This window comes from Paenibacillus qinlingensis, from assembly GCF_031455095.1.
Classification (GTDB): Bacteria; Bacillota; Bacilli; order Paenibacillales; family NBRC-103111; genus Paenibacillus_E; species Paenibacillus_E qinlingensis_A.
In genome coordinates this window covers 87,907-109,517 of the sequence record NZ_JAVDSB010000008.1, presented here as the reverse complement: position 1 = coordinate 109,517, position 21,611 = coordinate 87,907, and the positions used below count along the sequence as shown (strand labels likewise).

The 21,611-nt window shown below is 44.9% G+C and carries 23 protein-coding genes; 19 read left to right on the top strand and 4 right to left on the bottom strand.

What is annotated here, in order from left to right; all coding sequences use genetic code 11:
- Positions 1-178 precede the first annotated feature (178 nt).
- The 8 genes from J2736_RS20630 to sufB all read left to right on the top strand — a co-directional run bounded on the left by J2736_RS20630 (position 179) and on the right by sufB (position 7,036).
- Positions 179-637, top strand: a complete 459-nt coding sequence (locus J2736_RS20630; RefSeq protein WP_310500470.1) for a Dps family protein — start codon at positions 179-181, stop codon at positions 635-637.
- A gap of 91 nt (positions 638-728) precedes the next feature.
- Positions 729-887, top strand: a complete 159-nt coding sequence (locus J2736_RS20625) for a hypothetical protein (protein ID WP_310500469.1) — start codon at positions 729-731, stop codon at positions 885-887.
- A 129-nt stretch (positions 888-1,016) separates the two neighbouring features.
- Positions 1,017-1,586, top strand: a complete 570-nt coding sequence (locus tag J2736_RS20620; RefSeq protein WP_310500468.1) for a DUF1802 family protein — start codon at positions 1,017-1,019, stop codon at positions 1,584-1,586.
- A 166-nt stretch (positions 1,587-1,752) separates the two neighbouring features.
- The gene (gene sufC, locus J2736_RS20615; RefSeq protein ID WP_310500467.1) at positions 1,753-2,583 is read left to right on the top strand and encodes a Fe-S cluster assembly ATPase SufC; all 831 of its coding nucleotides are present in this window, start codon (positions 1,753-1,755) and stop codon (positions 2,581-2,583) included.
- Between the two features lie 53 nt (positions 2,584-2,636).
- Entirely contained in the window at positions 2,637-3,932 is a 1,296-nt protein-coding gene (gene sufD, locus J2736_RS20610) for a Fe-S cluster assembly protein SufD (protein ID WP_310500466.1), read from the top strand.
- Positions 3,929-5,155: a cysteine desulfurase gene (locus tag J2736_RS20605; RefSeq protein ID WP_310500465.1), complete on the top strand. Its 1,227-nt coding sequence runs from the start codon at positions 3,929-3,931 to the stop codon at positions 5,153-5,155. Before sufD ends, J2736_RS20605 begins: the two co-directional genes overlap by 4 nt.
- A complete protein-coding gene (gene sufU, locus J2736_RS20600) occupies positions 5,142-5,576 on the top strand; it encodes a Fe-S cluster assembly sulfur transfer protein SufU (protein WP_310500464.1) in 435 nt (144 codons plus the stop codon). The genes J2736_RS20605 and sufU overlap by 14 nt, the downstream gene beginning before the upstream one ends.
- A gap of 62 nt (positions 5,577-5,638) precedes the next feature.
- Positions 5,639-7,036: a Fe-S cluster assembly protein SufB gene (sufB, locus tag J2736_RS20595; protein WP_056624188.1), complete on the top strand. Its 1,398-nt coding sequence runs from the start codon at positions 5,639-5,641 to the stop codon at positions 7,034-7,036.
- A 54-nt stretch (positions 7,037-7,090) separates the two neighbouring features.
- Here sufB and J2736_RS20590 read toward each other — a convergent pair whose 3' ends face one another.
- Positions 7,091-7,516: a PH domain-containing protein gene (locus tag J2736_RS20590; protein WP_310500463.1), complete on the bottom strand. Its 426-nt coding sequence runs from the start codon at positions 7,514-7,516 to the stop codon at positions 7,091-7,093.
- 189 nt (positions 7,517-7,705) lie between these two features.
- Between J2736_RS20590 and J2736_RS20585 the strand changes: the two genes are divergently transcribed.
- The 6 genes from J2736_RS20585 to J2736_RS20560 all read left to right on the top strand — a co-directional run bounded on the left by J2736_RS20585 (position 7,706) and on the right by J2736_RS20560 (position 12,090).
- On the top strand, positions 7,706-8,827 hold the full coding sequence (locus tag J2736_RS20585) for a C40 family peptidase (RefSeq protein ID WP_310500462.1): 1,122 nt from the start codon (positions 7,706-7,708) through the stop codon (positions 8,825-8,827).
- A gap of 121 nt (positions 8,828-8,948) precedes the next feature.
- The gene (locus J2736_RS20580) at positions 8,949-9,170 is read left to right on the top strand and encodes a hypothetical protein (protein ID WP_310500461.1); all 222 of its coding nucleotides are present in this window, start codon (positions 8,949-8,951) and stop codon (positions 9,168-9,170) included.
- Positions 9,167-9,832 (top strand): hypothetical protein, encoded by a 666-nt coding sequence (locus tag J2736_RS20575; protein WP_310500460.1) that lies wholly within the window; start codon positions 9,167-9,169, stop codon positions 9,830-9,832. Before J2736_RS20580 ends, J2736_RS20575 begins: the two co-directional genes overlap by 4 nt.
- Positions 9,833-9,836: 4 nt before the next feature.
- Positions 9,837-11,033, top strand: a complete 1,197-nt coding sequence (locus J2736_RS20570; protein WP_310500459.1) for a glutathionylspermidine synthase family protein — start codon at positions 9,837-9,839, stop codon at positions 11,031-11,033.
- Positions 11,030-11,704, top strand: a complete 675-nt coding sequence (locus J2736_RS20565; RefSeq protein WP_310500458.1) for a signal peptide protein — start codon at positions 11,030-11,032, stop codon at positions 11,702-11,704. Before J2736_RS20570 ends, J2736_RS20565 begins: the two co-directional genes overlap by 4 nt.
- Positions 11,701-12,090 (top strand): DUF350 domain-containing protein, encoded by a 390-nt coding sequence (locus tag J2736_RS20560; RefSeq protein ID WP_310500457.1) that lies wholly within the window; start codon positions 11,701-11,703, stop codon positions 12,088-12,090. The genes J2736_RS20565 and J2736_RS20560 overlap by 4 nt, the downstream gene beginning before the upstream one ends.
- A 12-nt stretch (positions 12,091-12,102) precedes the next feature.
- Here the strand turns inward: J2736_RS20560 and J2736_RS20555 are convergent, their stop codons facing one another.
- From J2736_RS20555 to J2736_RS20545, 3 genes are read right to left on the bottom strand one after another with little or no spacing between them, the layout of a single operon-like run.
- Entirely contained in the window at positions 12,103-13,152 is a 1,050-nt protein-coding gene (locus tag J2736_RS20555; RefSeq protein WP_310500456.1) for an HD-GYP domain-containing protein, read from the bottom strand.
- A 46-nt stretch (positions 13,153-13,198) separates the two neighbouring features.
- Positions 13,199-14,263 (bottom strand): ThiF family adenylyltransferase, encoded by a 1,065-nt coding sequence (locus tag J2736_RS20550; RefSeq protein ID WP_310500455.1) that lies wholly within the window; start codon positions 14,261-14,263, stop codon positions 13,199-13,201.
- Positions 14,264-14,284: 21 nt separating this feature from the next.
- On the bottom strand, positions 14,285-14,989 hold the full coding sequence (locus J2736_RS20545; RefSeq protein ID WP_310500454.1) for a molybdenum cofactor biosynthesis protein: 705 nt from the start codon (positions 14,987-14,989) through the stop codon (positions 14,285-14,287).
- A 123-nt stretch (positions 14,990-15,112) separates the two neighbouring features.
- On the opposite strand from J2736_RS20545, the gene J2736_RS20540 reads away from it, so the two are divergent.
- The 5 genes from J2736_RS20540 to J2736_RS20520 all read left to right on the top strand — a co-directional run bounded on the left by J2736_RS20540 (position 15,113) and on the right by J2736_RS20520 (position 21,547).
- A complete protein-coding gene (locus J2736_RS20540; protein ID WP_310500453.1) occupies positions 15,113-15,583 on the top strand; it encodes a hypothetical protein in 471 nt (156 codons plus the stop codon).
- 68 nt (positions 15,584-15,651) lie between these two features.
- Positions 15,652-17,118, top strand: a complete 1,467-nt coding sequence (locus J2736_RS20535) for a bifunctional metallophosphatase/5'-nucleotidase (protein WP_310500452.1) — start codon at positions 15,652-15,654, stop codon at positions 17,116-17,118.
- 49 nt (positions 17,119-17,167) lie between these two features.
- Positions 17,168-17,986 carry an undecaprenyl-diphosphate phosphatase gene (locus J2736_RS20530; protein WP_310500451.1) on the top strand — a complete coding sequence of 273 codons (819 nt, stop codon included), beginning with the start codon at positions 17,168-17,170 and terminating at the stop codon, positions 17,984-17,986.
- A gap of 117 nt (positions 17,987-18,103) precedes the next feature.
- Positions 18,104-19,237 (top strand): HD-GYP domain-containing protein, encoded by a 1,134-nt coding sequence (locus J2736_RS20525; RefSeq protein ID WP_310500450.1) that lies wholly within the window; start codon positions 18,104-18,106, stop codon positions 19,235-19,237.
- Positions 19,238-19,306: 69 nt separating this feature from the next.
- The gene (locus tag J2736_RS20520; RefSeq protein WP_310500449.1) at positions 19,307-21,547 is read left to right on the top strand and encodes an MMPL family transporter; all 2,241 of its coding nucleotides are present in this window, start codon (positions 19,307-19,309) and stop codon (positions 21,545-21,547) included.
- Positions 21,548-21,611 lie beyond the last annotated feature (64 nt).

Sequence of the window (21,611 nt, the reverse complement as noted above, 5' to 3'; positions counted from 1 at the left end):
TTGGAATTAATTCCAACTAATTTACTGAGTATTAATAAGTCTTTACCTAGTATAAGTCAAAATGTATCCGCATGAAATACACTTTTCAGAAATGTCGTTTATTTTACATAAAATCCCCCAAATAAACGTAAATTAGCATGTACAAGGACAATTTCCAGGCAACATGAGGAGGATTAAGATGACGAGCGCAACCTTAGTATCCACGCAATCGATTCAAGCTGTTCTTAATAAACAGATCGCCAATTGGAATTTACTGTTCGTAAAACTACATAATTTTCATTGGTATGTAAAAGGAAATCAGTTTTTCACACTTCATGTGAAATTCGAAGAGCTTTATAATGAGGCTGCCCTGCATGTCGATGAATTGGCTGAACGCTTACTAGCCATTGGAGGACAGCCTGCCGCCACGATGAAAGCTTATTTAGAGATTTCTTCTTTGAAAGAAGCCCTAGGTACGGAGACCGCTACGAAAATGGTTGAAGCCATTATTGAAGACTTCACCATTCTTACGCAAGAGTTAAAGGCAGGCATGCAGATCTGTGAAGAAGCCAGTGATGATACGACATCGGATATGCTGCTAGCGATTCAAACATCCTTAGAAAAGCATCGCTGGATGCTGCAATCATTTCTTGGGTGATAGATTTACACAATCTTCACTACCCTCGAATATTCACCTAATGTTATTCAGTTAATCTAGAGACTAATCAGGGTCAAAGGATGTGGAGTGGATGAAATTCATATTTGCCGTGGCAGCCTGCATTCTTTTATTGCTTCTTGCCTATCAGGCTGATACGCCAGATCGCACCCAAGATCCCCATCCAATGAAACATAATCAAGAACAGTTTTCCCGAATGCAGCCTGCGTATGATAAGGATTCGGCGAAATAAGGAGAAGGAATGGCCTGAATTTTGGGCTGTTCCTTTTTATTTTTCCTGTAAAATGTCAAATCCATTTGTTTTGCATACAAAGTTTATTTATAATAGATGGATTAATGAGGAGAACTAGGAGTGGGCGTTATGGGACAGGGGAAGGCGTTAAAGGAATGGGCGTCTGCGGTCAATGCGTTAGAAGCTGGCTCGCAAATTTTTATTATGCGCAAGGGAGGTATTGTTGAAGAGACGAGAGATTTCCAGGTGGAATCGAATGATTTTTTTCTGTATCCAACCTACGAGCACCAGAGAAAAACATTGTTGAAAGAAGAGTTTCAGGGAATTATCGATGAAACTTTAGTGAATTGGAGTGCGCAAGATACACACGTGACCATCACTTCTTTTGCCCGCGTGGTTGAAGATATCGAAGTGAGCGATCAGGAAAAGCTGAATCTGCTGTATCCTTTTCACATTTGGACGGAAAATTTTACGGAAGAGCGTTTGAAGTGGAAACGTAAAAACCCCCTGCATATAATGCTACTACGGGTCTATACGCTTCAACAGCCGCTTCAAATTGAGATCGAACAGGCCTACATTGGATGCAAGTCATGGATACAGCTTGGCGTTTCGGTTCCAGACGATTCTGAGATGACACCCGCGTTAAATGACGAACAATTTTTCGCACAAGTTGCTGAAATTAAACGTACTTTGGCGTAAAATTTACGTAGTAATTCACAAAACGCTCGCCTTTTTCAAGGGATTGCCCTTTCTTGATTTGTTACAGTAAGTTATAATAGAATTATTCTAATGAGAATCAGTGATAATCACTACACAAGATTGTCATCTATCAAGTACACTCAAACATTATGGAGGCTTAAAGAAAATGGCAAATTCATCAACATTTACAATAGACGGTCTGAAGGCGACCATCGAAGGAAAGGAAATTTTAAAAGGTCTTAGCCTAGAAATCAAAGGCGGCGAAATTCACGCGATCATGGGGCCGAACGGTACGGGTAAAAGTACATTGGCATCCGCGTTAATGGGTCACCCGAAATATGAAGTAACAGAGGGTTCTGTCACTTTGGATGGCGAAGATGTTCTTGAGATGGCGGTTGACGAAAGAGCACGCGCTGGTTTGTTCTTGGCAATGCAGTACCCAAGCGAAATCACTGGTGTAACGAATGCTGACTTCTTGCGCAGTGCTATGAACGTTCGCCGCGGTGAAGGTAACGAGATTTCCTTGATCAAATTCATTCGTCAAATGGAAGCAAAAATGAAGCAACTGGAAATGAACCCTGAGTTCATGCACCGTTACTTGAATGAAGGTTTCTCCGGCGGTGAGAAAAAGCGTAATGAGATTCTTCAAATGCTTTTGCTTGAGCCTAAATTCGTGATCCTTGATGAAATTGACTCCGGTCTAGATATCGATGCTTTGCGTATCGTAGCTGAAGGTGTTAATGCAATGCGCAGTGAAGAGCGTGGATTCTTGATCATTACGCATTACCAACGTTTGTTGAACTACGTGAAACCTGATTTTGTACATGTTATGATGCAAGGTCGTATCGTGAAATCCGGTGGTCCTGAGCTTGCTGAGCGTTTGGAAGCGGAAGGTTACGACTGGATCAAAGAAGAGCTCGGCATTGTTGATGAAACCGTTGGTCAAGATACGGAAGAATTCAAAGTTCCTATGAACACGACTGGACCGAAGTACTAGGAGATGAGAAACTTTGATCTTCGGGTCAAAGATACTTATAAATGGAGGAAATCATGAGCACTAAAACAACACTTTCCATCGATACTAATGCTGTTACTGAGCTCTCCCGCAGCAAGCAAGAGCCGGAGTGGATGACAGCCCTTCGTGCTGAAGGCGTAGCATTAGCGAATTCGTTGGAATTACCTATACTAGAAAAAACAAGAATCGACCGTTGGAGCATTTCTGCTTACGGTTCCTATAAAGAGCAAGCCGCTTTGAGTTCACTTGATGCGTTGCCTGAAGTGACCAAAGGCTTGACGAATTCCGAGAACCTGATCGTACAACGCAACTCCGGTATCGTGTACAATCAAGTGTCCGAAGATTTGAAAAAGCAAGGTGTTATTTTCACAGATTTAGAAACAGCGGTTCGTGAGCATTCTGACCTTGTAAAGCCTTATTTCATGAAAGCTGTTCAAGCGAATGAGAATCAGCTTACAGCGTTGCATGCAGCTTTGTGGAATGGCGGTATCTTCATCTATGTTCCTAAGAACGTGATTGTAGACATCCCACTTCAAGCTTTGTTTGTAGCAGATGATGCAGAAGCTACATTTGCTCCGCATGTTCTGATTGTAGCTGAACAATTCAGCTCCGTGACATATGTAGATAACTTCGTATCCTCCGTTGGCGGTGCAGCTCTTGTACAAAACGGGATTGTTGAAGTATTTGCAAAACCAGGTTCACGCGTAAGTTATTCCTCCATCCACAGCTTGGAAGCATCCGTAACAGATCTTACGTACCGTCGTGCGGTCCTTGAAGATGATTCCCGTATTGGCTGGGTTGTTGGTGAATTGAACTATGGGAATTCGATGTCTGATACGACATCTATTCTCAAAGGTAAAGGTTCTGACTCCGATGCCAAAGTGATCTGCGTTGGTACACAAGAACAAAAACTTAATCTGACGACACGCGCTGTACATTGGGGCAAAGCGTCGACAAGCGATATGATTACACGTGCAGTTATGCGTGATGGTTCTACAGCTATCATCAATGGAATTACGAAGATCGAAAAAGGCGCGCAAGGCTGTAATGGTCAACAGACGGAGAAAGTCTTGATGCTAAGCCCGAAAGCTCGTGGAGACGCGAATCCGATTCTTCTAATTGACGAAGATGATGTTAAAGCAGGTCATGCCGCGAGCGTTGGGCAAGTAAATGCAGAACAAGTTCACTACCTCATGTCCCGTGGTATTACGAAGGAAGAAGCTCAACGCTTAATCATTTACGGATTCTTGGCGCCAGTCGTTTCCGAAATTCCTGTTAAGAGCGTTGAAGAACAGCTGCAAAGCTTAGTGGAGAGGAAGCTAGGACAATGATACCTGCCGAGATACGTGAACTTTTTCCCATTCTGAAGCAAGAAGTGAACGGTCATCCTCTGGTTTACTTGGATAGTGCTGCTACTTCCCAGAAGCCTATTCAGGTGATTGAGGCGCTGAAGCATTACTACGAGTGGGATAATGCGAACGTTCATCGCGGGGTTCATACCCTTGGTTCCCGAGCAACGGATGCGTACGAAGGAGCTAGAGCCAAAGTGGCTAAGTTCATCGGCGCAGCCAGCGAACAAGAAATTATTTTTACTAGAGGCACGACAACTGCAATTAATATCGTGGCAGCTAGTTTTGCCGAGTCAGTCCTACGTGAGGGCGATGAAATCGTCCTTACACCGATGGAGCATCACAGTAATCTGATCCCTTGGCAGCAAGCAGCTAAGAAATCAGGGGCTACTTTAAAATATATCCCGTTGCAAGCTGATGGATCTATCTCCTTAGCAGATGTTGAGAATACCATTACAGACCGTACGAAGATCGTGTCGATTGTATATGTATCCAATGTGTTAGGCGTAATCAATCCGATCAAAGAAATTGCAGCTATTGCTCACAAGCATGGCGCCAAAATCATGGTCGATGGTGCTCAAAGCACGCCGCATATGAAGGTAGATGTGCAAGATTTGGATTGTGACTTCTATGCCTTGTCCGGGCATAAGATGTGTGGTCCAACCGGAATCGGGGCATTGTATGGGAAGAAGTCTTTACTGAATAACATGGAACCTGTTGAGTTTGGCGGCGAAATGATCGATCATGTCGATCTTTACGAGTCAACTTGGAAGGAACTTCCGTGGAAATTTGAAGGCGGAACGCCTATGATTGCAGGAGCAGTAGGTCTTGGCGCAGCGATCGACTTCTTAACTGAGGTCGGGATGGATAATATATATAAACATGATGTTCAACTGACGAATTATGCTTTGGATCGTATGATGCAGATTCCAGATTTAGCTGTTTACGGGCCGACAACGAATCGTGCAGGTCTTGTAACGTTTAATCTTGGAGATGTTCATCCGCATGACGTGGCAACCGTTTTAGATTCCATGGGCATCGCTGTCCGTGCTGGTCACCACTGCTGCCAACCGCTTATGAGATGGTTAGAACAAAGCAGCACAGCTCGTGCTAGCTTTTATCTATATAATACGGAAGATGATGTAGACCGTCTTGTGACGGCTTTACTGAAAACAAAGGAGTACTTCGGCGATGCAATTGGATGATTTATACCGTAGAGTAATTATGGATCACTATAAAACTCCTCGCAACCGTGGAAAATTTGAGTCCGGCGAGTCCGTCACGATTGATCTTAACAACCCGACCTGTGGGGACAAAATCTCCTTACAGATGCAAGTTGAAGAAGGAATCGTGAAAATGGCGAAATTCACAGGTGAAGGCTGCTCGATTAGTTTATCCTCTGCTTCCATGATGACGGATGCTGTCAAAGGTAAAACAGTCGAAGAAGCACTGAAGATGGCTGATGATTTCTCAGGCCTCATGAAGGGCGAATCCGTAGATTTTGAATATGAAGACATTGAGGCCCTGTCGGGCGTTAATAAATTCCCAGCGAGGATTAAATGTGCAACTCTTGCGTGGAACGCTCTTCGCAAAGGGATTGAACATACTCATAAGACCGATAACTAACGCATTTGCGATGGAATAGGTTAACTATATGTAAGTAAGAGAACGTTAAGGAGGAATCAACCATGGCTAAACAAATGCCAGATTTAGAGGATTACAAATATGGTTTTAGAGACGAGCACAAATCCATTTTCCAATCCGGTAAAGGTTTGACTCGTGAAATCGTTGAAGAAATCTCAAGAATTAAAGGCGAACCAGAATGGATGTTGGAGTTCCGTCTGAAATCACTTGAGCAATTCTTCAAAATGCCGATGCCGCGTTGGGGCGGGAACATGGATGATCTGGATTTTGATGATATCCAGTACTATGTTCGTCCATCCGAAAAGCAAGGTAAAACGTGGGAAGAAGTTCCTACAGAAATTAAAGAAACATTCGACAAACTTGGTATCCCTGAAGCAGAGCAAAAGTTCCTTGCTGGTGTATCTGCTCAGTATGAGTCAGAGGTTGTTTACCACAGCATGCAAAAAGAGCTCGAAGATCAAGGTGTTATCTTCACAGATACAGACACAGCTCTTCGTGAATACCCAGAATTGTTCAGACAATATTTCGGAACGATCATTCCACCAGCTGACAACAAATTTGCTGCATTAAACAGCGCGGTTTGGTCGGGTGGATCTTTCATCTACGTACCAAAAGGCGTTAAATGTGAAGTGCCTTTGCAGGCTTACTTCCGTATTAACTCCGAGAACATGGGTCAATTCGAGCGTACATTGATCATCACTGACGAAGATAGCTTCGTACACTACGTAGAGGGCTGTACAGCTCCAATCTACAGCACGAACTCCCTTCATAGTGCGGTTGTTGAGATCGTATGTTTGAAGAACTCTCGTGCTCGTTACACAACGATCCAAAACTGGGCACCTAACATCTACAACCTCGTTACGAAACGTGCGGTTGCAGAAGAAGGAGCTACGATGGAGTGGGTTGATGGTAACATCGGTTCCAAGCTGACAATGAAGTACCCAGCAGTTGTACTTAAAGGCCGCGGCGCTAAAGGGATGGTTCTTTCCATCGCTGTTGCGGGCAAAGGTCAACATCAAGATGCGGGCGCGAAAATGACGCATTTGGCTCCAGATACAACGTCCACAATCGTATCCAAATCGATTTCCAAGCATGGTGGTAAAGTAACGTACCGTGGTTTGGCTTCCTTCGGACGCAACTCCCAAGGCTCCAAAGCTAACATCAAATGCGATACGTTGATCTTGGATAACGAATCTACTTCGGATACAATTCCATACAATGAAATCTTGAACGATAACATTACGCTAGAGCATGAAGCGACAGTATCCAAGGTATCTGAGGATCAATTGTTCTACCTCATGAGCCGTGGTCTTACCGAAGCAGAAGCGACGCAAATGATCGTTATGGGCTTCATCGAACCGTTCACCAAAGAACTTCCAATGGAATATGCCGTAGAAATGAACCGTCTCATCAAGTTCGAGATGGAAGGGTCCATCGGTTAATCCTCTTTATAAGTCAAAAAGCGTGCCAGAGAACTTCTCTGGCACGCTTTTTATTTACCCATTAATCCGCTTCCGATTTTGTGTCGCGGCTGACTGGAGAGCCACGTACAGTGATTGGATATTGAATTTTTTCTTGAATTCAAAGCGGTATGCAGCCGTTGTTATGTTATTCGCTTTGTAATAGGGAGACGTTATGTAGTGGATGATTAACTCGCTATCATCGAATCCTGTGCCGCCAGATTCCATGGATACTTCGTAAATGGCATCCAGATCGATGGTGGAAACTTTGGTCTTCTTGCCTGTAACCCCTTGGTGATCAATTAAAATGATGCGCTCATCGGTGATTACGAATGAATCCCGAACTAACTTAAAGCCTGTAGATATGACTTCATTCGGCATCAAATAAGCGCCATATTGCTTGGTGAGATCCTCAACCGAAACTTCTGATAAATTTCCAAGTAATCCACTGAAAATACCCATTAATCATCACTCCTCCTTGAACAAATATATGTGTACATTCTACAAATATACGGTGCATCCCTTTTTCTATGTGAAGGCCTCCTTCCAACATAAGCCAACTCAGATTGAACGAAGGAATTGCATATTTGTCTGCCACTTGTCTCACTCTATAAAGGATAAGAAATGTGTCCCTGAAGGAGAGAGAAATTCATGTGGAGTAAGCTAAAGACACCAGCCATAGGGAGTATGGTCGTCATGCTGGCGATTTCGACAGCAGCTTGTGGGAAGGATACTGGGCGTCCCCAGATTGTATCACCATCGCAAAGTCCATCTGTAACTGGAACAGGTAATTCGATTACAAAGAGTTTATCTCAAGCGGGTAATAATGTTATTGGACTTGCAAGTAACGATGCGATTCTCCCCATGAAACAAATCGGGAGCGTAAACTACGTATCTGCGCAAGACCTTATCAAAACATTGAACTTTCAATCGGAATGGGAAGATAACCAAGGTAGGCTGATTATAGGTGATAATGATGCTAATTTCGAATTGATTATGAACTCGAATAAGGCCGTTAAGGACGGGACAGATATTCAACTTAGCCAGCCTGTTGTGAAAGAAGGGACCACAGCTTATTTGCCTGTTTCAGATTTAGCTGATCTGTTTCAAGATGATATGTCTTATGAAGTTAAGACGAATGAGGTCGTTATTCACGCTTCACCTATTGCAATTATTGAGCATGAAGATGATCCTGCTAGCGCGAATGACAACTCGCCGGAGCTAAATTTCGGTGATGATCCGACCGATCCATTCAAAGGGGATGAGGCTGAGGCCAATCCCGCATGGATTCCAAATCAAACAAATGCAGATTTACAAGTGTTACAAGCTTGGTCGGCTAGTAATCCAGGTGAGGTCATGCCTGTTCTGAAAAATATCGATATCAATGCCCTGATCAATAAAGGGAAGAACTATTTAGGTGTAAAATATAAATTTGGGACGGGATCTTATCCCAAAACGGGGCGTTTTGATTGTTCCACCTTTACCCAATATATTTTTGGCAAATATAATGTCAGGCTGCCACGCGTGGCACGTCAACAAGGTGCTAAAGGCAACTTGATCTCACGCAAGTCCTTGCGTAAAGGGGATTTGATGTTTTTTTATGTGCCAGGGCGCTTCAAATCCAATAGAACAGTTGGCCACGTAGGCATTTACATTGGCAATATGAAGATGCTTCATGCTTCGCCAGAGCCTAAAAATGGCGTGCAAATTACGAATATTAATAAAGCGTATTGGAAAAAAACATTTCTAAAAGCAAAACGTATTGCCTATTAATGGTAGTAGTGGTAAAGGTCTATCCCATGGATAGGCCTTTATTTTTGTTAATTTTGAAACAAATGAATGCCTTATGCGTTTAATTGTGTATGAAGTTTTTTTGTGGAGGAGGCATGACTGGATGACAATTGTACTTTATGAAAAATTGCTCGAGGGGCAACTGCTCCGACTTGGCGAACGAACATGGGATGATAAGCTGATTCAAGCCTTAAATGTGGCTAACTTTATCCTCGTTGGTGGGAAGGAATACGAAATGATTGAGGGGCGATTGAATTTAGATCTCAACGTGTTTGAATTGCTTCTCGTAGCTGCCAGCTCAGAAGGGGGAGGGAGCAAGGAGTGAAGAGACCGCTTAAAGTACTATCGGCTTCGCTTAGTCTGATTCTGTTGGGGCAAATGATGCTAGGCGCTGCTCAGGCTGCGGAGACGCCAAGTCCGAATGCAGGTTCAGCCAAATTAGTGGAATGGTCAAATGAGGATGTCAAAGCTTATTATGATCCGCAGGTCGATTGGAGCCTACCTATCCCGCCGGATAAGAGCGTAGCTTCACCCTCACCATCCCCTACTCCGAGTGCAGGGGGGAGCACGGCACCTATTATTGTGAATCAAGTGTCAGGCGGTGGTTTCGGCTGGGATGATTTATTGCTGTATCATCTCATTTTCAATACGGTAAGTCCTTATTCATCTAGCAATTGGGGGAGTAAGCACCGCTCATATTATTATCGTTCAAATACACCTTATGTGAATAAAACCTATCAGCCAAGCTCGTTTACGAATCGTTCGACCACGAAGACACCGACGACCTCAAGCGGAAGCGGAACCTTTACGACGAATAAGGCGTCAACGCCAGCCAAATCGGGCACGTCCAGTTCTTCTGTTGGCAGTTCAAGCTCGAGCGGTAGCACTTCATCCAGCGGTTCCAAGTCGACTTCAACCTCTTCGGGCAGCATAGGCGGCAAATCAAGTGGTTTTAGTTCCTCCTCCAGCTCAAGCTCAGGGGGGTAATCGCATGGCGTTTGAAGTTATCGGAACAGCTGCCCCCGACCGAGATTCACGTGTTCAGCAATTAGCTGAACTAGGGTTCACGTGGGCCAATTTGGAAGATGAAAACTACTGGATTGATCAACTTGTTAGTATGCCGAACGAAGTGTACCAGGAGCTTATTAACGCAGCAGCAGGGCTGTGGAAGGTGTTTGATAAAGCGGCTCGTTTCGTTCACGGGAATAGGGAGCTATATGCAAGCTTATCGATCCCGGAAGTACTATGGGATGGCTTAGATCGACTTGAGATGAACGATGAAGGCGTCATAAGCCGTTATGCCAGATTTGATTTCACCGTTAATCAGGCAGGCAACATCAAACTTTTGGAACTAAACGCAGATACACCTACAGGCTATGTCGAAGCAGCTATTGCGACTCCTTGGCTCTGCGAGCAATATGGTTTAGAATCACCAAACCTGCAGATGAAAGAGCTTGTTAGAGCGGCATGGGAAATTGAAGCGCCTGATTACGCAGCGTGTATCGCTTACGGCAAACATGCAGAAGACACCGGCACGATCGATGCACTTGTCGCACACAGCGAAAGAAAGATGACGTGCGTGGATTGTTTGGATCTATGGATTGATGAAGGTGTCGTCAAGGTGGGTACGGATCAAATCATTCAGCGTATGTTTGCCTTATATCCGAAGGAATGGATGGGGGTAGACGATGGCGGAGAAGCGCTGTCGTATGCGATTGAAGAACAATTCGTACATTTGTTTAATCCCTTGCATGCCGTGATTTTGCAATCCAAAGGCTTACAGGCGATTATCTGGGATCTCCATTCAAATCATTCGGACTTATTTACCCTAGAGGAGCACGCAATTATAAAGACCTACATGCTGCCCACGTACATGGAGCCGGTTCTTGAAGGTCATTATGTGTCCAAATCGATGTTTGGTCGCGAAGGCGGCTCTGTCGAGCTATATAATGAGCATGGTAAGCTGGAGTTCAAGGATGAGGCAGGCTTTGACACCAGTGTGTTTTTTAAACGTGTGTATCAACAACGGGCTGATTTGCCGCGGCTATCCTTCCAGCATGGCCATGGGTATCTATTGACCGGTTTATTTGTATTAAATGGTACGCCATGCGGGCTTCTCGGCAGGGCTGGCGGGATTATAACAGGAAATGCAAGTCAATTTGTGGCGATTGGAGTGAAAGCGCCTTGAAACAAGGAAGATTTATGTTATTGGCAGTAGGATTTATCGGCATTATTGTGATCATCTGGATCATCAGCACGGCATTTGATAAAAAGCCATCTGTTTTTAGCCAATCTACATCAGTTAATCAAGTATCAAACTCCAGCAATGGAACAAACAATACAAACAATACAAACAATGGTGAAGTACCTTGGGACTACCAGGTCCAGCAAGTCAAGGTTGGTGATCTAATTGATGGTGATATGGTGTTGCTGCCGAACAATGAACGGATTTCTAACGACCAGAATTTCGCAACTGGGGATACCATTTGGGTGTTGAGTTTTATGCAAGCATCGATGAAAGCAGATAGTCAGGGGAAGAATGAGGTTACTTTATCACAATGGAAGCCTCTAAAGTCTTTTAAAACAAAAGAAGAGGCAGATAAAGATTTGGCGGAGTTGAAAGTAGAGATAAAAACGGATGTAAGTTTGGTTGGGGTTTATAAAACAGAGCTGGATAGCAAATTTAGGTACTTTGCTGTGGTGGAACTGCCAACGGGACAGAAGGTTAAACAGCCGATTCCAGAAGATCGGTATACAACTTTTAAAGATAAAAAAGAAGTTAGCGTGGTTCTAGAAGAAGTACATGATTATACAAATTTTGATCAATCCATGGCTAAATTTCGGGGGTGGGCAGAGTGATCGTAGTGGATCTTATTATTAGTTTATTTGTCATTGTCCTATTACAGTTTGCAGGTATGTACATTTTTAGTTTAATGACACCTTATCGGGATATGGAAGAAGTAAACAACGGCAATATGGCTGTAGGGATTACCATGGGAGGTAAGTTCGTGGCCACTGCTATTATTTTGGGCATAGCTGCCTATACGAACTCCTCCATTTGGCATATGAGCTTGTGGTTTGCGGTTGGTTATGTATGTTTAATTGCTTCCTATTGGGTTTTCGATTGGTTAACCCCTGGCTTGAAGCTCTCAGACCAGTTAAAGCAAGGTAACGTAGCTGTTGGTACCCTGCTTGCTTCTGTGTATATTGGTATTGCAATTTCGGTAAGCAGTTTAATTATTTAAATGACGGAAGTCTTAGATCGCAATTTTGGTAATTTCAACATCCCCAAGTTGCGATAAATCTAAGAACTGATTGTCAATGTTGATGAGCGGTCGGAAGAAATCAGTAGGGTTCGTCATGATGATCGTTCCTTCACGTCCGTCGCTCAAAGACACTTTTTTGCCAATGAAGTTTGGAATCATGTTGCGAATGAAAACTTGCGTGATTTTGGGGTCCAGTTCACCAAAGCTCATGCGATGAAGCTCTTTCAATACAAACAAGAGATCACGTCGCTGTTGATAGACCCTGCTGGATATCATGGCGCTGTAGACATCAGCAACTGCGACAATACGCGAATAAGAATGGATGTCCGTCCCAACCTTTCGCAATGGATAGCCAGTGCCGTCCATACGCTCATGATGCTGTAGGGCAACGAGAGCGAGGGTTTCATCCTTTATCGATTTGCGAATGATATCATAACCATGAATCGTATGCTTCTGAACTTCCTCGAACTCTTCCTTCGTCAGCTTGCCGGGTTTATTCAGAATATCGGGATGAATTCTACATTTCCCAACGTCATGTAAATACCCTGCTTTTCCTATAATCAAAGCATCTTTTTCGGATTTATTCATCCACTTGGCAATATAATAAGACAACATACCAACTTGGACGCTATGTTGAAGCGTATAGTCATCTTGACTATGTAACGAAAGAAGTAACGAAACCACATCTTTCTCGTCTTGAATGCTCTCGATTAGAGGATTGAAAGCGGATTCTACATCGTCATTGCGAAGAGAACCCCCATCTTGTAAACTTTCAAATATTTCTCTGATGCCCTGACTTGCGTTATTAAATGAGGTAACCTGTAGCGTATTCGCTTGTCTGGTTGGGGTTTCCTCGACGACGTTCTCAATTTCACTGGTTCTTGGAGCTATATCTACATAATCCACACTGTGGCGATTGAGCATCGAAATGTCTCCAGCATCAAGAATCGTCCCGGACGATAGAAGATGTAGACCTACTGCATTGTAGGAATCGGAAATTAATTTGTCACCAACGATTAGTTGAAGCACATGTACGCGCATAGAAGCTCCTCTCCAAGTCCTAGTATCTGGTAGGTATATTGTTATACTACATCCCAATATAACGACTGTAAAGACTTTTGGCCTGAATTAAATCTTCAGTCCCCTGAATGAGAACACGACCGCCAGGGAATAGGATAATTTGGATATCTTCAGAAGCGTAAAACTTCAACAAAAATCGATTTTTCTCAACGAGGCCAAGGGGTTTCAAGCGCTCCTCCCAATATTCCAATGGTTGCGAGCTGGGAATAACCGGATGAATTTGAACCGAGTTGCGTCCACATAAGGATTGAATCGTATCGCTTTCGATATGGGCATCTAAGTACTCATATTGCTTCAGTCCACAAGCGGGACAATCCGGCTTCTTAGCCCCAGATACCCGAATTGCTGAATTTTGATTGAACCATAAGTCCCATTGCTGCATGCTGAGATTGAGCTGATCTGTAGCTCCAACTAGTAGTTTGAGTGCCTCAGTGGCTTGAAATGAAGCAACAACATGGATAATTCCTCCTATGACTCCGGCTGTGTCACACGTATCTGTCGTACCTGCAGCTGGTGCTTGTGGGAAAAGACAACGTAAGCATGGCGTTTGTTCTGGAATTATCGTTAGTGAGACACCTCTGGAGGCGACGGCACCGCCATAAATCCATGGAATGCCCAATTTCATGCTGATATCGTTGAGCAGGAAACGAACGGCAAAATTATCTGTACCATCGAGAATCACATCGACATCATGAAGCAATTGTTCGGCATTCGTAACGTTAAGATCGCAAACATGCGGATCAATAACGACAGCGGAATTCACTACCTGCAGACGTTTGGCTGCGGCAATAGACTTTGGAACCGTCGCGGAAGCATCTTCTTCATCGTATAGCATTTGTCTTTGCAGATTGCTCTTGTCAACAAAATCACGATCAATGATCCTAACATAGCCAACACCTGCACGTACCATATGATTAGCTAGAACAGTACCAAGAGCACCCATACCAACAATGGCAACACGGCCTTGGCCAAGCTTACGCTGACCCTCCATGCCAATAGGGGGGAAGAGAATTTGTCTGGAGTAACGCGGGTCAACATCTGAAGCGATTTCTGTATGTAAATGTGGTTCCAAGAAAAGTCATCTCCGATCAAATCAGTTTTCTGCGTTCGGTATTTGGAGCGGGTTCCAGGGTCCTGTTTGATTCCCTTTCCATTCGGACCCATCTTCCCAGATTTCTTTTTTCCAAATAGGGACGATTTGTTTCAAGCGCTCAATGGCGTAGCGGCTTGCGTCATAACAATCCGCACGATGAGGAGAGGATACGGCAATCACGACACTTGCCTCTGCAATCGCAACTTTACCTAACCGATGTGTAATGGCACACAGTGTGCCTGGCCACTTGGCATCGATTTCTTCCCCGATGCTCGCCATCGTTTTTAAAGCCATTGGGATGTAAGCTTCATACTCCAATAGGACAGTTCGTTGTCCAAATGTCATTTCACGGGTTGTGCCAATGAATGCAAGGGAAGCACCGTGATTCGGATGATTCACCTTGGATGTCACCGATACAACATCAATTGTTGAATCAGTGATTTCATATAGCGAAGGTTGTCCGCCGGAAACAGGCGGTATGAGAGCGAGCTCATCGGAAGCGGACACGGTCTCTTGATCGCTGGCATAAGCTTGATTTTTAGCAAAAAAGCATATAGGAAGCTGCGCCGTGGCCGCAGGATAGTCAGTCATGATTTTATCCTTCAATTGTGCGATTGTGATGGCGTCTTGTTCAATGGAAATGGTCAAAACAGAAGACCCAAACAGGTCAGCGAGACCTGCGAAAAGTTGGATGTGTAGGTTCAATTTGTTTCTCCTAGTGATAGATGTTAGAATCCCTTACAGCATATCATATTTTGTCCTGAAAATGGTATAATGGAGTGATCCTTGGGCAGGAAATGCCCTGGATAAAGGGAAGGAGATTTCGGCATGCAAGCTGACTTACACATAGTTGTGACTGACATACATAGGAAGATGGAGACTTTTACCGTTGAGGAAATGGTGGCTTTGGCGGATCAGCGATTCCCTATTCAAGAGCGTGTACCGTCGGTAGCTGGTGCGGCATTTGATCTTAAATCCTGGTATCGAAGTTGGCAAAGCCAGAGGCAAGAGAACGAGGCGGAGGAGCCAACCCACGTCAGGGTGGAAGCTGTAGATGAATTTCAGGCGTTGATTCCGTGGATTCAAGTGGATCAAGCTGCATTTCTGTATGAACAAGAGGGTCTTCCGCTCAAGAAAGGGTATCCTATTCGTCTATACGTACCGGATGGCAGCAGTGAATGTCTCAATGTAAAAAGTATTGTTAAAGTGTGGTTTCTGAATGAACCTGCCTTGGGCGATGAAGCCACGTATGGGTTTAAGAACAAGGTATCTTTGGATGATCTGAAATTCAAGAAATGAGCAAGCGGAAACTTGCATACTATAGAGACATGCTAGGAACTAGTTGACCACGAAGAGAGGTGAACGGGATGTCGGCGCCTTTGCAACGACTCGTAATTTTACATACGAATGATATTCACAGTCATTTTGAACAGATGCCCAAAATTAGTGCCTATTTTGATCGAGTCCGCCGCCTTTGGCCCCCTGATCAGGTACTGACACTTGATATTGGCGACCATATGGATCGGATGTTTCCTGAGACCGAAGGGACCAATGCCATCGCTAATTTGGAAATTATGAATGCCACAGGCTATGAGGCCATGGTTCTAGGAAATAATGAAGGACTTACTTTCACACCGGATTGGCTGCGATCCGTTGTGCTAGAACACGCGCAATTCCCGATTATTGGCAGCAATATTACGGAAATAGCCACTAAGACGACGCCGGATTGGATGCTGCCGTCGCTCACACTTGAGAAATCGGGTCTTCGAATCGGTCTGATTGGGGTTACAGCCGCCTATCAATCCTACTATGAATTGCTAGGTTGGGATGTAAGTGATCCTATGAAGGCTGTAAGCGCCCACGTAAGCCATCTTCGCCCTAAGGTGGACATTCTAATCGTTATGTCGCACCTAGGCCTGAGAACGGATCAGCGGATGGCTGAGGAGCTGGAGGGCATTGATGTCATCCTCGGCGGACATACCCATCATCTTCTTGAGGAGCCGCTCTTGCTCGGCGGCACTTATATTTGTGCGGCCGGCAAGTTCGGTCAATACGCCGGCCACATCGAACTTGCCTACGACCCGGCGCAGCGCCGGATCGTAGAGCTGCAGGGCCGCGTCGTCCCGATGACCGACGCGAGCGAAGAAGACAGCAGCGTCATCACGCTGCTGGAGCACTACCGCATCGCCAGCAGCGCCTCGCTGGCGGCGGAGGTAGCGCAGCTGCGGCAGCCGCTGCGCCTGGATTGGTACGGCGAATCCCCGCTCGGCAACTTGCTTGCCGCGGGTATTCGCCGCTGGACCAGCGCCGACATCGGCCTGGTCAATAGCGGGCAGCTCCTTCAGGGACTGAAGGAGGGGAGCTTGACGCGGGGCCGACTGCTGGAAATCTGCCCCGGCCCGATCAATCCCTGCCGCATGGAGCTCAGCGGCGCGGATATTCGTCAAGCGCTCGAAGAGTCGCTGCTTGACGAATTCATGGAGAAGCCGATACGCGGCTACGGCTTCCGGGGGGAGGTGCTCGGCGTACTCTGTGTGGACGGGATGACTGTCCACGTGGATGCCACGAGACCCCCGAATGAGCGCATCCTCGCCGTCTATGTTGGCGAGGAACTGTTAGACCCGGAACGATCCTACCTCGTAGGTACGATCGATATGTTTACGTTCGGCTCGGGCTATTTATCCCTGAGCCGCGGCAAGCAGATCGTTTACATGCTGCCAGAATTTATCCGTGATGTTCTGGCGGATCAACTGCAGAATGAGACTGCGATAGCTAGCAGCCATCAGCTTCGATTCATAGATGTTGTCAGACCCACACACAAACAGGTAGAATAGGAACTTGGAGCAAGATCTTTCTGATCGTATCAGATTATAGGGGGCTATTATGCATACAATTTTTGAGGCGATCATTATTGGGATCGTTGAAGGCTTAACTGAGTTTTTACCCGTATCTTCAACAGGGCATATGATTTTAACTGAAAGTTTGTTACACATTGACACGGAGAATGACCCGGTGATGAATACGTTCAATTTTGTCATTCAATTGGGCGCTATTCTAGCCGTTGTACTTATCTATTGGAAGCGAATCCTTTCTTTATTTGGATTAGTGAAACGCAAGAGTGAAAGTAAAACAGGGAAAAAGCTGAATTTATTTCACATTTTAATTGGTATCGTGCCTGCAGGGATCGTCGGCGTACTCTTTAATGATATTGTGGATGAAAAGCTCTTCAACACGACAACCGTGTTAGTTGGACTCGTGCTTGGTGGTGTTCTGCTGATCATTGCGGAGAAGAAAAAGGAACAACCTACAACGATGGTGCTGGATGACTTGACGTATCGTCAAGCTTTTGCGATTGGATTATGGCAGCTCATTTCCATCTGGCCAGGGTTTTCAAGATCGGGTTCCACGATCGCAGGGGGAATGCTGTCTGGTGTAAGCCGTGCGGCTTCTGCTGACTTTACCTTCATCATGGCGATTCCGATTATGTTCGGAGCTTCCGGGGTCTACTTTTTGAAAAACTATGATGCGCTTTCGTCCGATGATTTGGCCTTTTTTATCGTTGGTTTCCTAGTGGCTTTCGTTGTTGCCCTGCTGGCTGTCGTAACATTCATTAAACTTGTTCAGAAAATGAAGTTAACGTATTTTGCTTATTATCGTTTTGCGATTGCGATTATTTTCGCACTTTACATGTTTCTTAAGTAAAATAAGGCGTAAGACTAGCGAATCGCGTCGAAAGACGCGGTTTTTTGTATTGAACTTTTCCCAGAAATCTATTACATTTAGATAGAACGTAATGCTCACCTAGGCGGGGGTCCTGAAATGCTGTTTATGCCGATCAACATGTGTCAGCCTGGAATGAGGTTGGCCAAGAATATATACAACGATGATGGTATGGTCCTGCTGGCTGTGAATGTTGAGCTTACACAGAGACTCCTTGATCGCCTGTTTAGTTATGGAATCGATTATATCTACATAGAAGACGCTAGAACGGATGACATCATTCAAGAAGATATCATTCAAGACGAAACAAGAAGCAGAGCAGTTACCGAAATTCGGAACACTTTCAAGAAGGTCATGGAGGACTCGAATAAACGCGGAGCTGTTAATTATTATAATATTGGCCGTAATTTTCGCGATGTGATGAAGATGATTATTGATGATCTCAGTGCTCATGAAGGAGCCATGGTGATGCTCAATAATATGAACGTCAAAGATAATTACTTATTCCAGCACTCCGTGAATGTAAGTATATACGCAATTATGCTTGGTATTAGTTATGGATACAGCAGGGAAAAGCTAGAGACGCTGGGTCTGGGTGCATTGTTGCATGATATTGGGAAGACCAAAGTCCCATTAGGCATTCTACGAAAGCCTTCTCAGCTAACTCCTGAAGAGTTTCAAGAGATGAAGAATCATACAACCTATGGTTTTAATCTATTGAAGGATGAGCCGAACATCCCATTACTTTCTGCCCATTGTGCCTTGCAGCATCATGAACGTATTAATGGCAGCGGTTATCCACGCGGGATTAAAGGGAATGAAATTAATGAGTTCGCCAGATGGATTGGACTTGTTGATTCCTATGATGCCATGACAACTACGCGGGTATATCGAAGACCGCTATTACCGCATGAAGCGATGGAGCAGTTATTTGCAGGCTCTGGCACCATGTATGATCAAAGTCAGATTGCCCTGTTCCGTGACAAAATCGCCATTTACCCATTAGGGATAACGGTACGTCTAAATACAGGGGAATACGGAATTGTATCAAAGTTGAACATGGCAGTACCGCACAGACCGACGATACGCGTGCTTCAAAATGAGGCAGGTACAGTGTTGAAGGAACCTTATGAAGTTGATCTTTCAAGCAAGCTGTCGATATTAATTTCCGAAATTGGGGAAATTAAAGTGAATGATTTACAGCTTGATGCAACTATGCCAACCATTCTTTAGAATAAACATAGCACTTATTGAATGAAGAACCTGGGAAACCAGGTTCTTTTTGTAAATCAAGGAGGATGCATGATGCGGGAGACCATGGAACAAGGGAAGTTTTGGAAATGGGGGCACGCCATGTTTCGGTTCCGCTGGCTGGTGCTGGCGATTGGAATCAGCTTAATGCTCATCTTTGCTGTGTTCGCGCAGAAAACGCCGGGGATGCTGAAAGATAACGGGTTTACACCGAAAGGGAGTGAATCGGATCAGGGCTTGATTCAGATGAGGGACGAGCTGGGTGTGCCGCGAACGCAGTTGAGTTTGGTGTATACAGGGCATAATGGGCTCCATTTAACGGAAAAAGCGCAGCAAGATGCCATCATGGCATCACTGACGAAGCTGAAAGAGCTGCCTTATGTTGAGGACGTGAAATTTGTAACTACGCCACGTAACGAGGGGCATCTGGATGTTCAAGCAGTGAACGTGTCGCTCGAGTTGGATACAGATCCTGCCCTAGAGAAATTCCCAGAGCTTAAGTCACTCGTACATCCACCGGATGGCATGGACGTGTATGTAACTGGAGGACCAGCGATTCTATATGACATGCAGGTGGCCAGCAAACATGATATTGCCAAGTCAGAAGCAATCGGTTTACCCATTGCGCTCCTTGTTTTGCTCGTCGTCTTTGGTACATTCGTTGCAGCGCTCCTACCAATGATCGTAGGAATCATGAGTGTGACTCTTACGCTTGGAGTGACCTATTTCATCGCACAACATCAGTCTTTATCTAATTTTTTGCCCAATATGGTGACGATGCTGGGACTTGCTGTCGGCATTGATTATGCACTCTTTCTGGTCAGCCGCTTTCGTGAAGAGCTCAAGGTTCAAAGCAGTGTAGCTGCTGCCGTGGCGATGACGTGTCAAACGGCGGGGAGATCGATTTTCTTTTCGGGCATCGCTGTGCTCATTGGGTTATTGGGTATGCTGTTTGTCGATTTAACGTTCTTCAGATCCCTATGTCTCGGAGGAGTCATCGTTGTTTCGATTTCCGTGGTTGTAGCCAATACGGTGCTGTTAGCGCTCCTAGGTATTTTGGGACATCGAATTAACTCCCTGCAAGTCGTTCCTAAGCGATTTCGTAAACAAGAAACCTCGAAGTTCTGGGAGAAAATTGCTTACGCAGTGATGAAGCGTCCAGTCGTATTGGTCGTTCTTGTTGGTGGTGTATTGATCTACAGTATGACACCCATTGGACATATGAAATTAGGCGTACCTAATGCTGAGGTGCTTCCTCCAAGTTATGAATCCCGCTATGGTGCGGAACTGTTGAAAACGGCCTATGATCCTCGCATGACAGGACCGATTCAGGTTGTGATCCATACGAAAGAAGAGATATGGTCATCAGCTTCGATTGGGGAAATTCATGCTTACGGGGATCGCGTCAAAGCTGTGGCTGGTGTTAAAGAAGTGCAGAGCTATTTAAGTGTATTAGGGACACATACGGAGACAGAACTTGCTGGTATGTTTACGAAATCTGAGGTTAAAAAGCAAATAGAGGACGCGCAATTAGCGAAAGGCCATACGGCTTTAATGGTTGTTGTTCCTGAAAAGGATACCGACGATCCTGCGACGGATGCGCTAGTTCATGAGCTGCGCAAGCTGAATCATGAAGGTTTAGTGACGGCAGTTACAGGTGGACCGGCCTATCGATTGGACATCATTGACCGTATTCAGAAGGAAATCCCGGCAGTGCTCATTTTCGTCATGGGGATTACTTATCTGGTTCTGCTATTTGCTTTTCGATCTATCCTGCTTCCTCTGAAGGCTGTACTTATGAATATGCTTAGTTTGGGTGCTAGCTTGGGTATCGTTGTTGTCGTATTTCAGTATGGGTATATGGCGGATATGCTGCACATCACGTCAATCGGTTATGTGAGCGCGACCTTGCCTGTCATTATTTTCTGTGTCGTGTTTGGCATTTCGATGGATTACGAAGTATTCCTTATTTCTCGGATCATGGAGGAATATGAAGCAACCGGCGACAACGATCAGAGTACAGCGGAAGGTTTGAAAAAAACGGGGAGCTTAATTACAAGCGCAGCTTTCATTCTTGTTGTCGTTGTGGGTTCATTTATTTTCACGGATATTGAAATTATGAAAGCGCTGGGACTTGGGCTCGGACTTGCCGTATTGATTGATGCCACAATCGTACGCGTTATGCTTGTGCCTGCGCTTATGAAATTGCTTGGTGAAGCGAATTGGTGGGCGCCGAGGTGGCTCCGAGTAAAGCCCCAAGTGAAGCTTCAGGCCAAAGTGGAGAAGCCGTAGCTCTTCGTGGCTCCTTCGGCTGTTTCCTTTTTTGTGAATCATAAGTTACAATAAAGGGCATAGG

Coding starts and splice junctions, on each gene's coding strand:
- J2736_RS20625 (WP_310500469.1), top strand. CDS start 729: ATGAAATTCATATTTGCCGTGGCAGCCTGCATTCTTTTATTGCTTCTT.
- sufU (WP_310500464.1), top strand. CDS start 5,142: ATGCAATTGGATGATTTATACCGTAGAGTAATTATGGATCACTATAAA.
- J2736_RS20540 (WP_310500453.1), top strand. CDS start 15,113: ATGCAAGCTGACTTACACATAGTTGTGACTGACATACATAGGAAGATG.
- J2736_RS20605 (WP_310500465.1), top strand. CDS start 3,929: ATGATACCTGCCGAGATACGTGAACTTTTTCCCATTCTGAAGCAAGAA.
- J2736_RS20555 (WP_310500456.1), bottom strand. CDS start 13,152: ATGCGCGTACATGTGCTTCAACTAATCGTTGGTGACAAATTAATTTCC.
- J2736_RS20535 (WP_310500452.1), top strand. CDS start 15,652: ATGTCGGCGCCTTTGCAACGACTCGTAATTTTACATACGAATGATATT.
- J2736_RS20570 (WP_310500459.1), top strand. CDS start 9,837: ATGGCGTTTGAAGTTATCGGAACAGCTGCCCCCGACCGAGATTCACGT.
- J2736_RS20620 (WP_310500468.1), top strand. CDS start 1,017: ATGGGACAGGGGAAGGCGTTAAAGGAATGGGCGTCTGCGGTCAATGCG.
- J2736_RS20520 (WP_310500449.1), top strand. CDS start 19,307: ATGATGCGGGAGACCATGGAACAAGGGAAGTTTTGGAAATGGGGGCAC.
- J2736_RS20590 (WP_310500463.1), bottom strand. CDS start 7,516: ATGGGTATTTTCAGTGGATTACTTGGAAATTTATCAGAAGTTTCGGTT.
- J2736_RS20530 (WP_310500451.1), top strand. CDS start 17,168: ATGCATACAATTTTTGAGGCGATCATTATTGGGATCGTTGAAGGCTTA.
- J2736_RS20630 (WP_310500470.1), top strand. CDS start 179: ATGACGAGCGCAACCTTAGTATCCACGCAATCGATTCAAGCTGTTCTT.
- sufD (WP_310500466.1), top strand. CDS start 2,637: ATGAGCACTAAAACAACACTTTCCATCGATACTAATGCTGTTACTGAG.
- J2736_RS20585 (WP_310500462.1), top strand. CDS start 7,706: ATGTGGAGTAAGCTAAAGACACCAGCCATAGGGAGTATGGTCGTCATG.
- sufC (WP_310500467.1), top strand. CDS start 1,753: ATGGCAAATTCATCAACATTTACAATAGACGGTCTGAAGGCGACCATC.
- sufB (WP_056624188.1), top strand. CDS start 5,639: ATGGCTAAACAAATGCCAGATTTAGAGGATTACAAATATGGTTTTAGA.
- J2736_RS20525 (WP_310500450.1), top strand. CDS start 18,104: ATGCTGTTTATGCCGATCAACATGTGTCAGCCTGGAATGAGGTTGGCC.
- J2736_RS20580 (WP_310500461.1), top strand. CDS start 8,949: ATGACAATTGTACTTTATGAAAAATTGCTCGAGGGGCAACTGCTCCGA.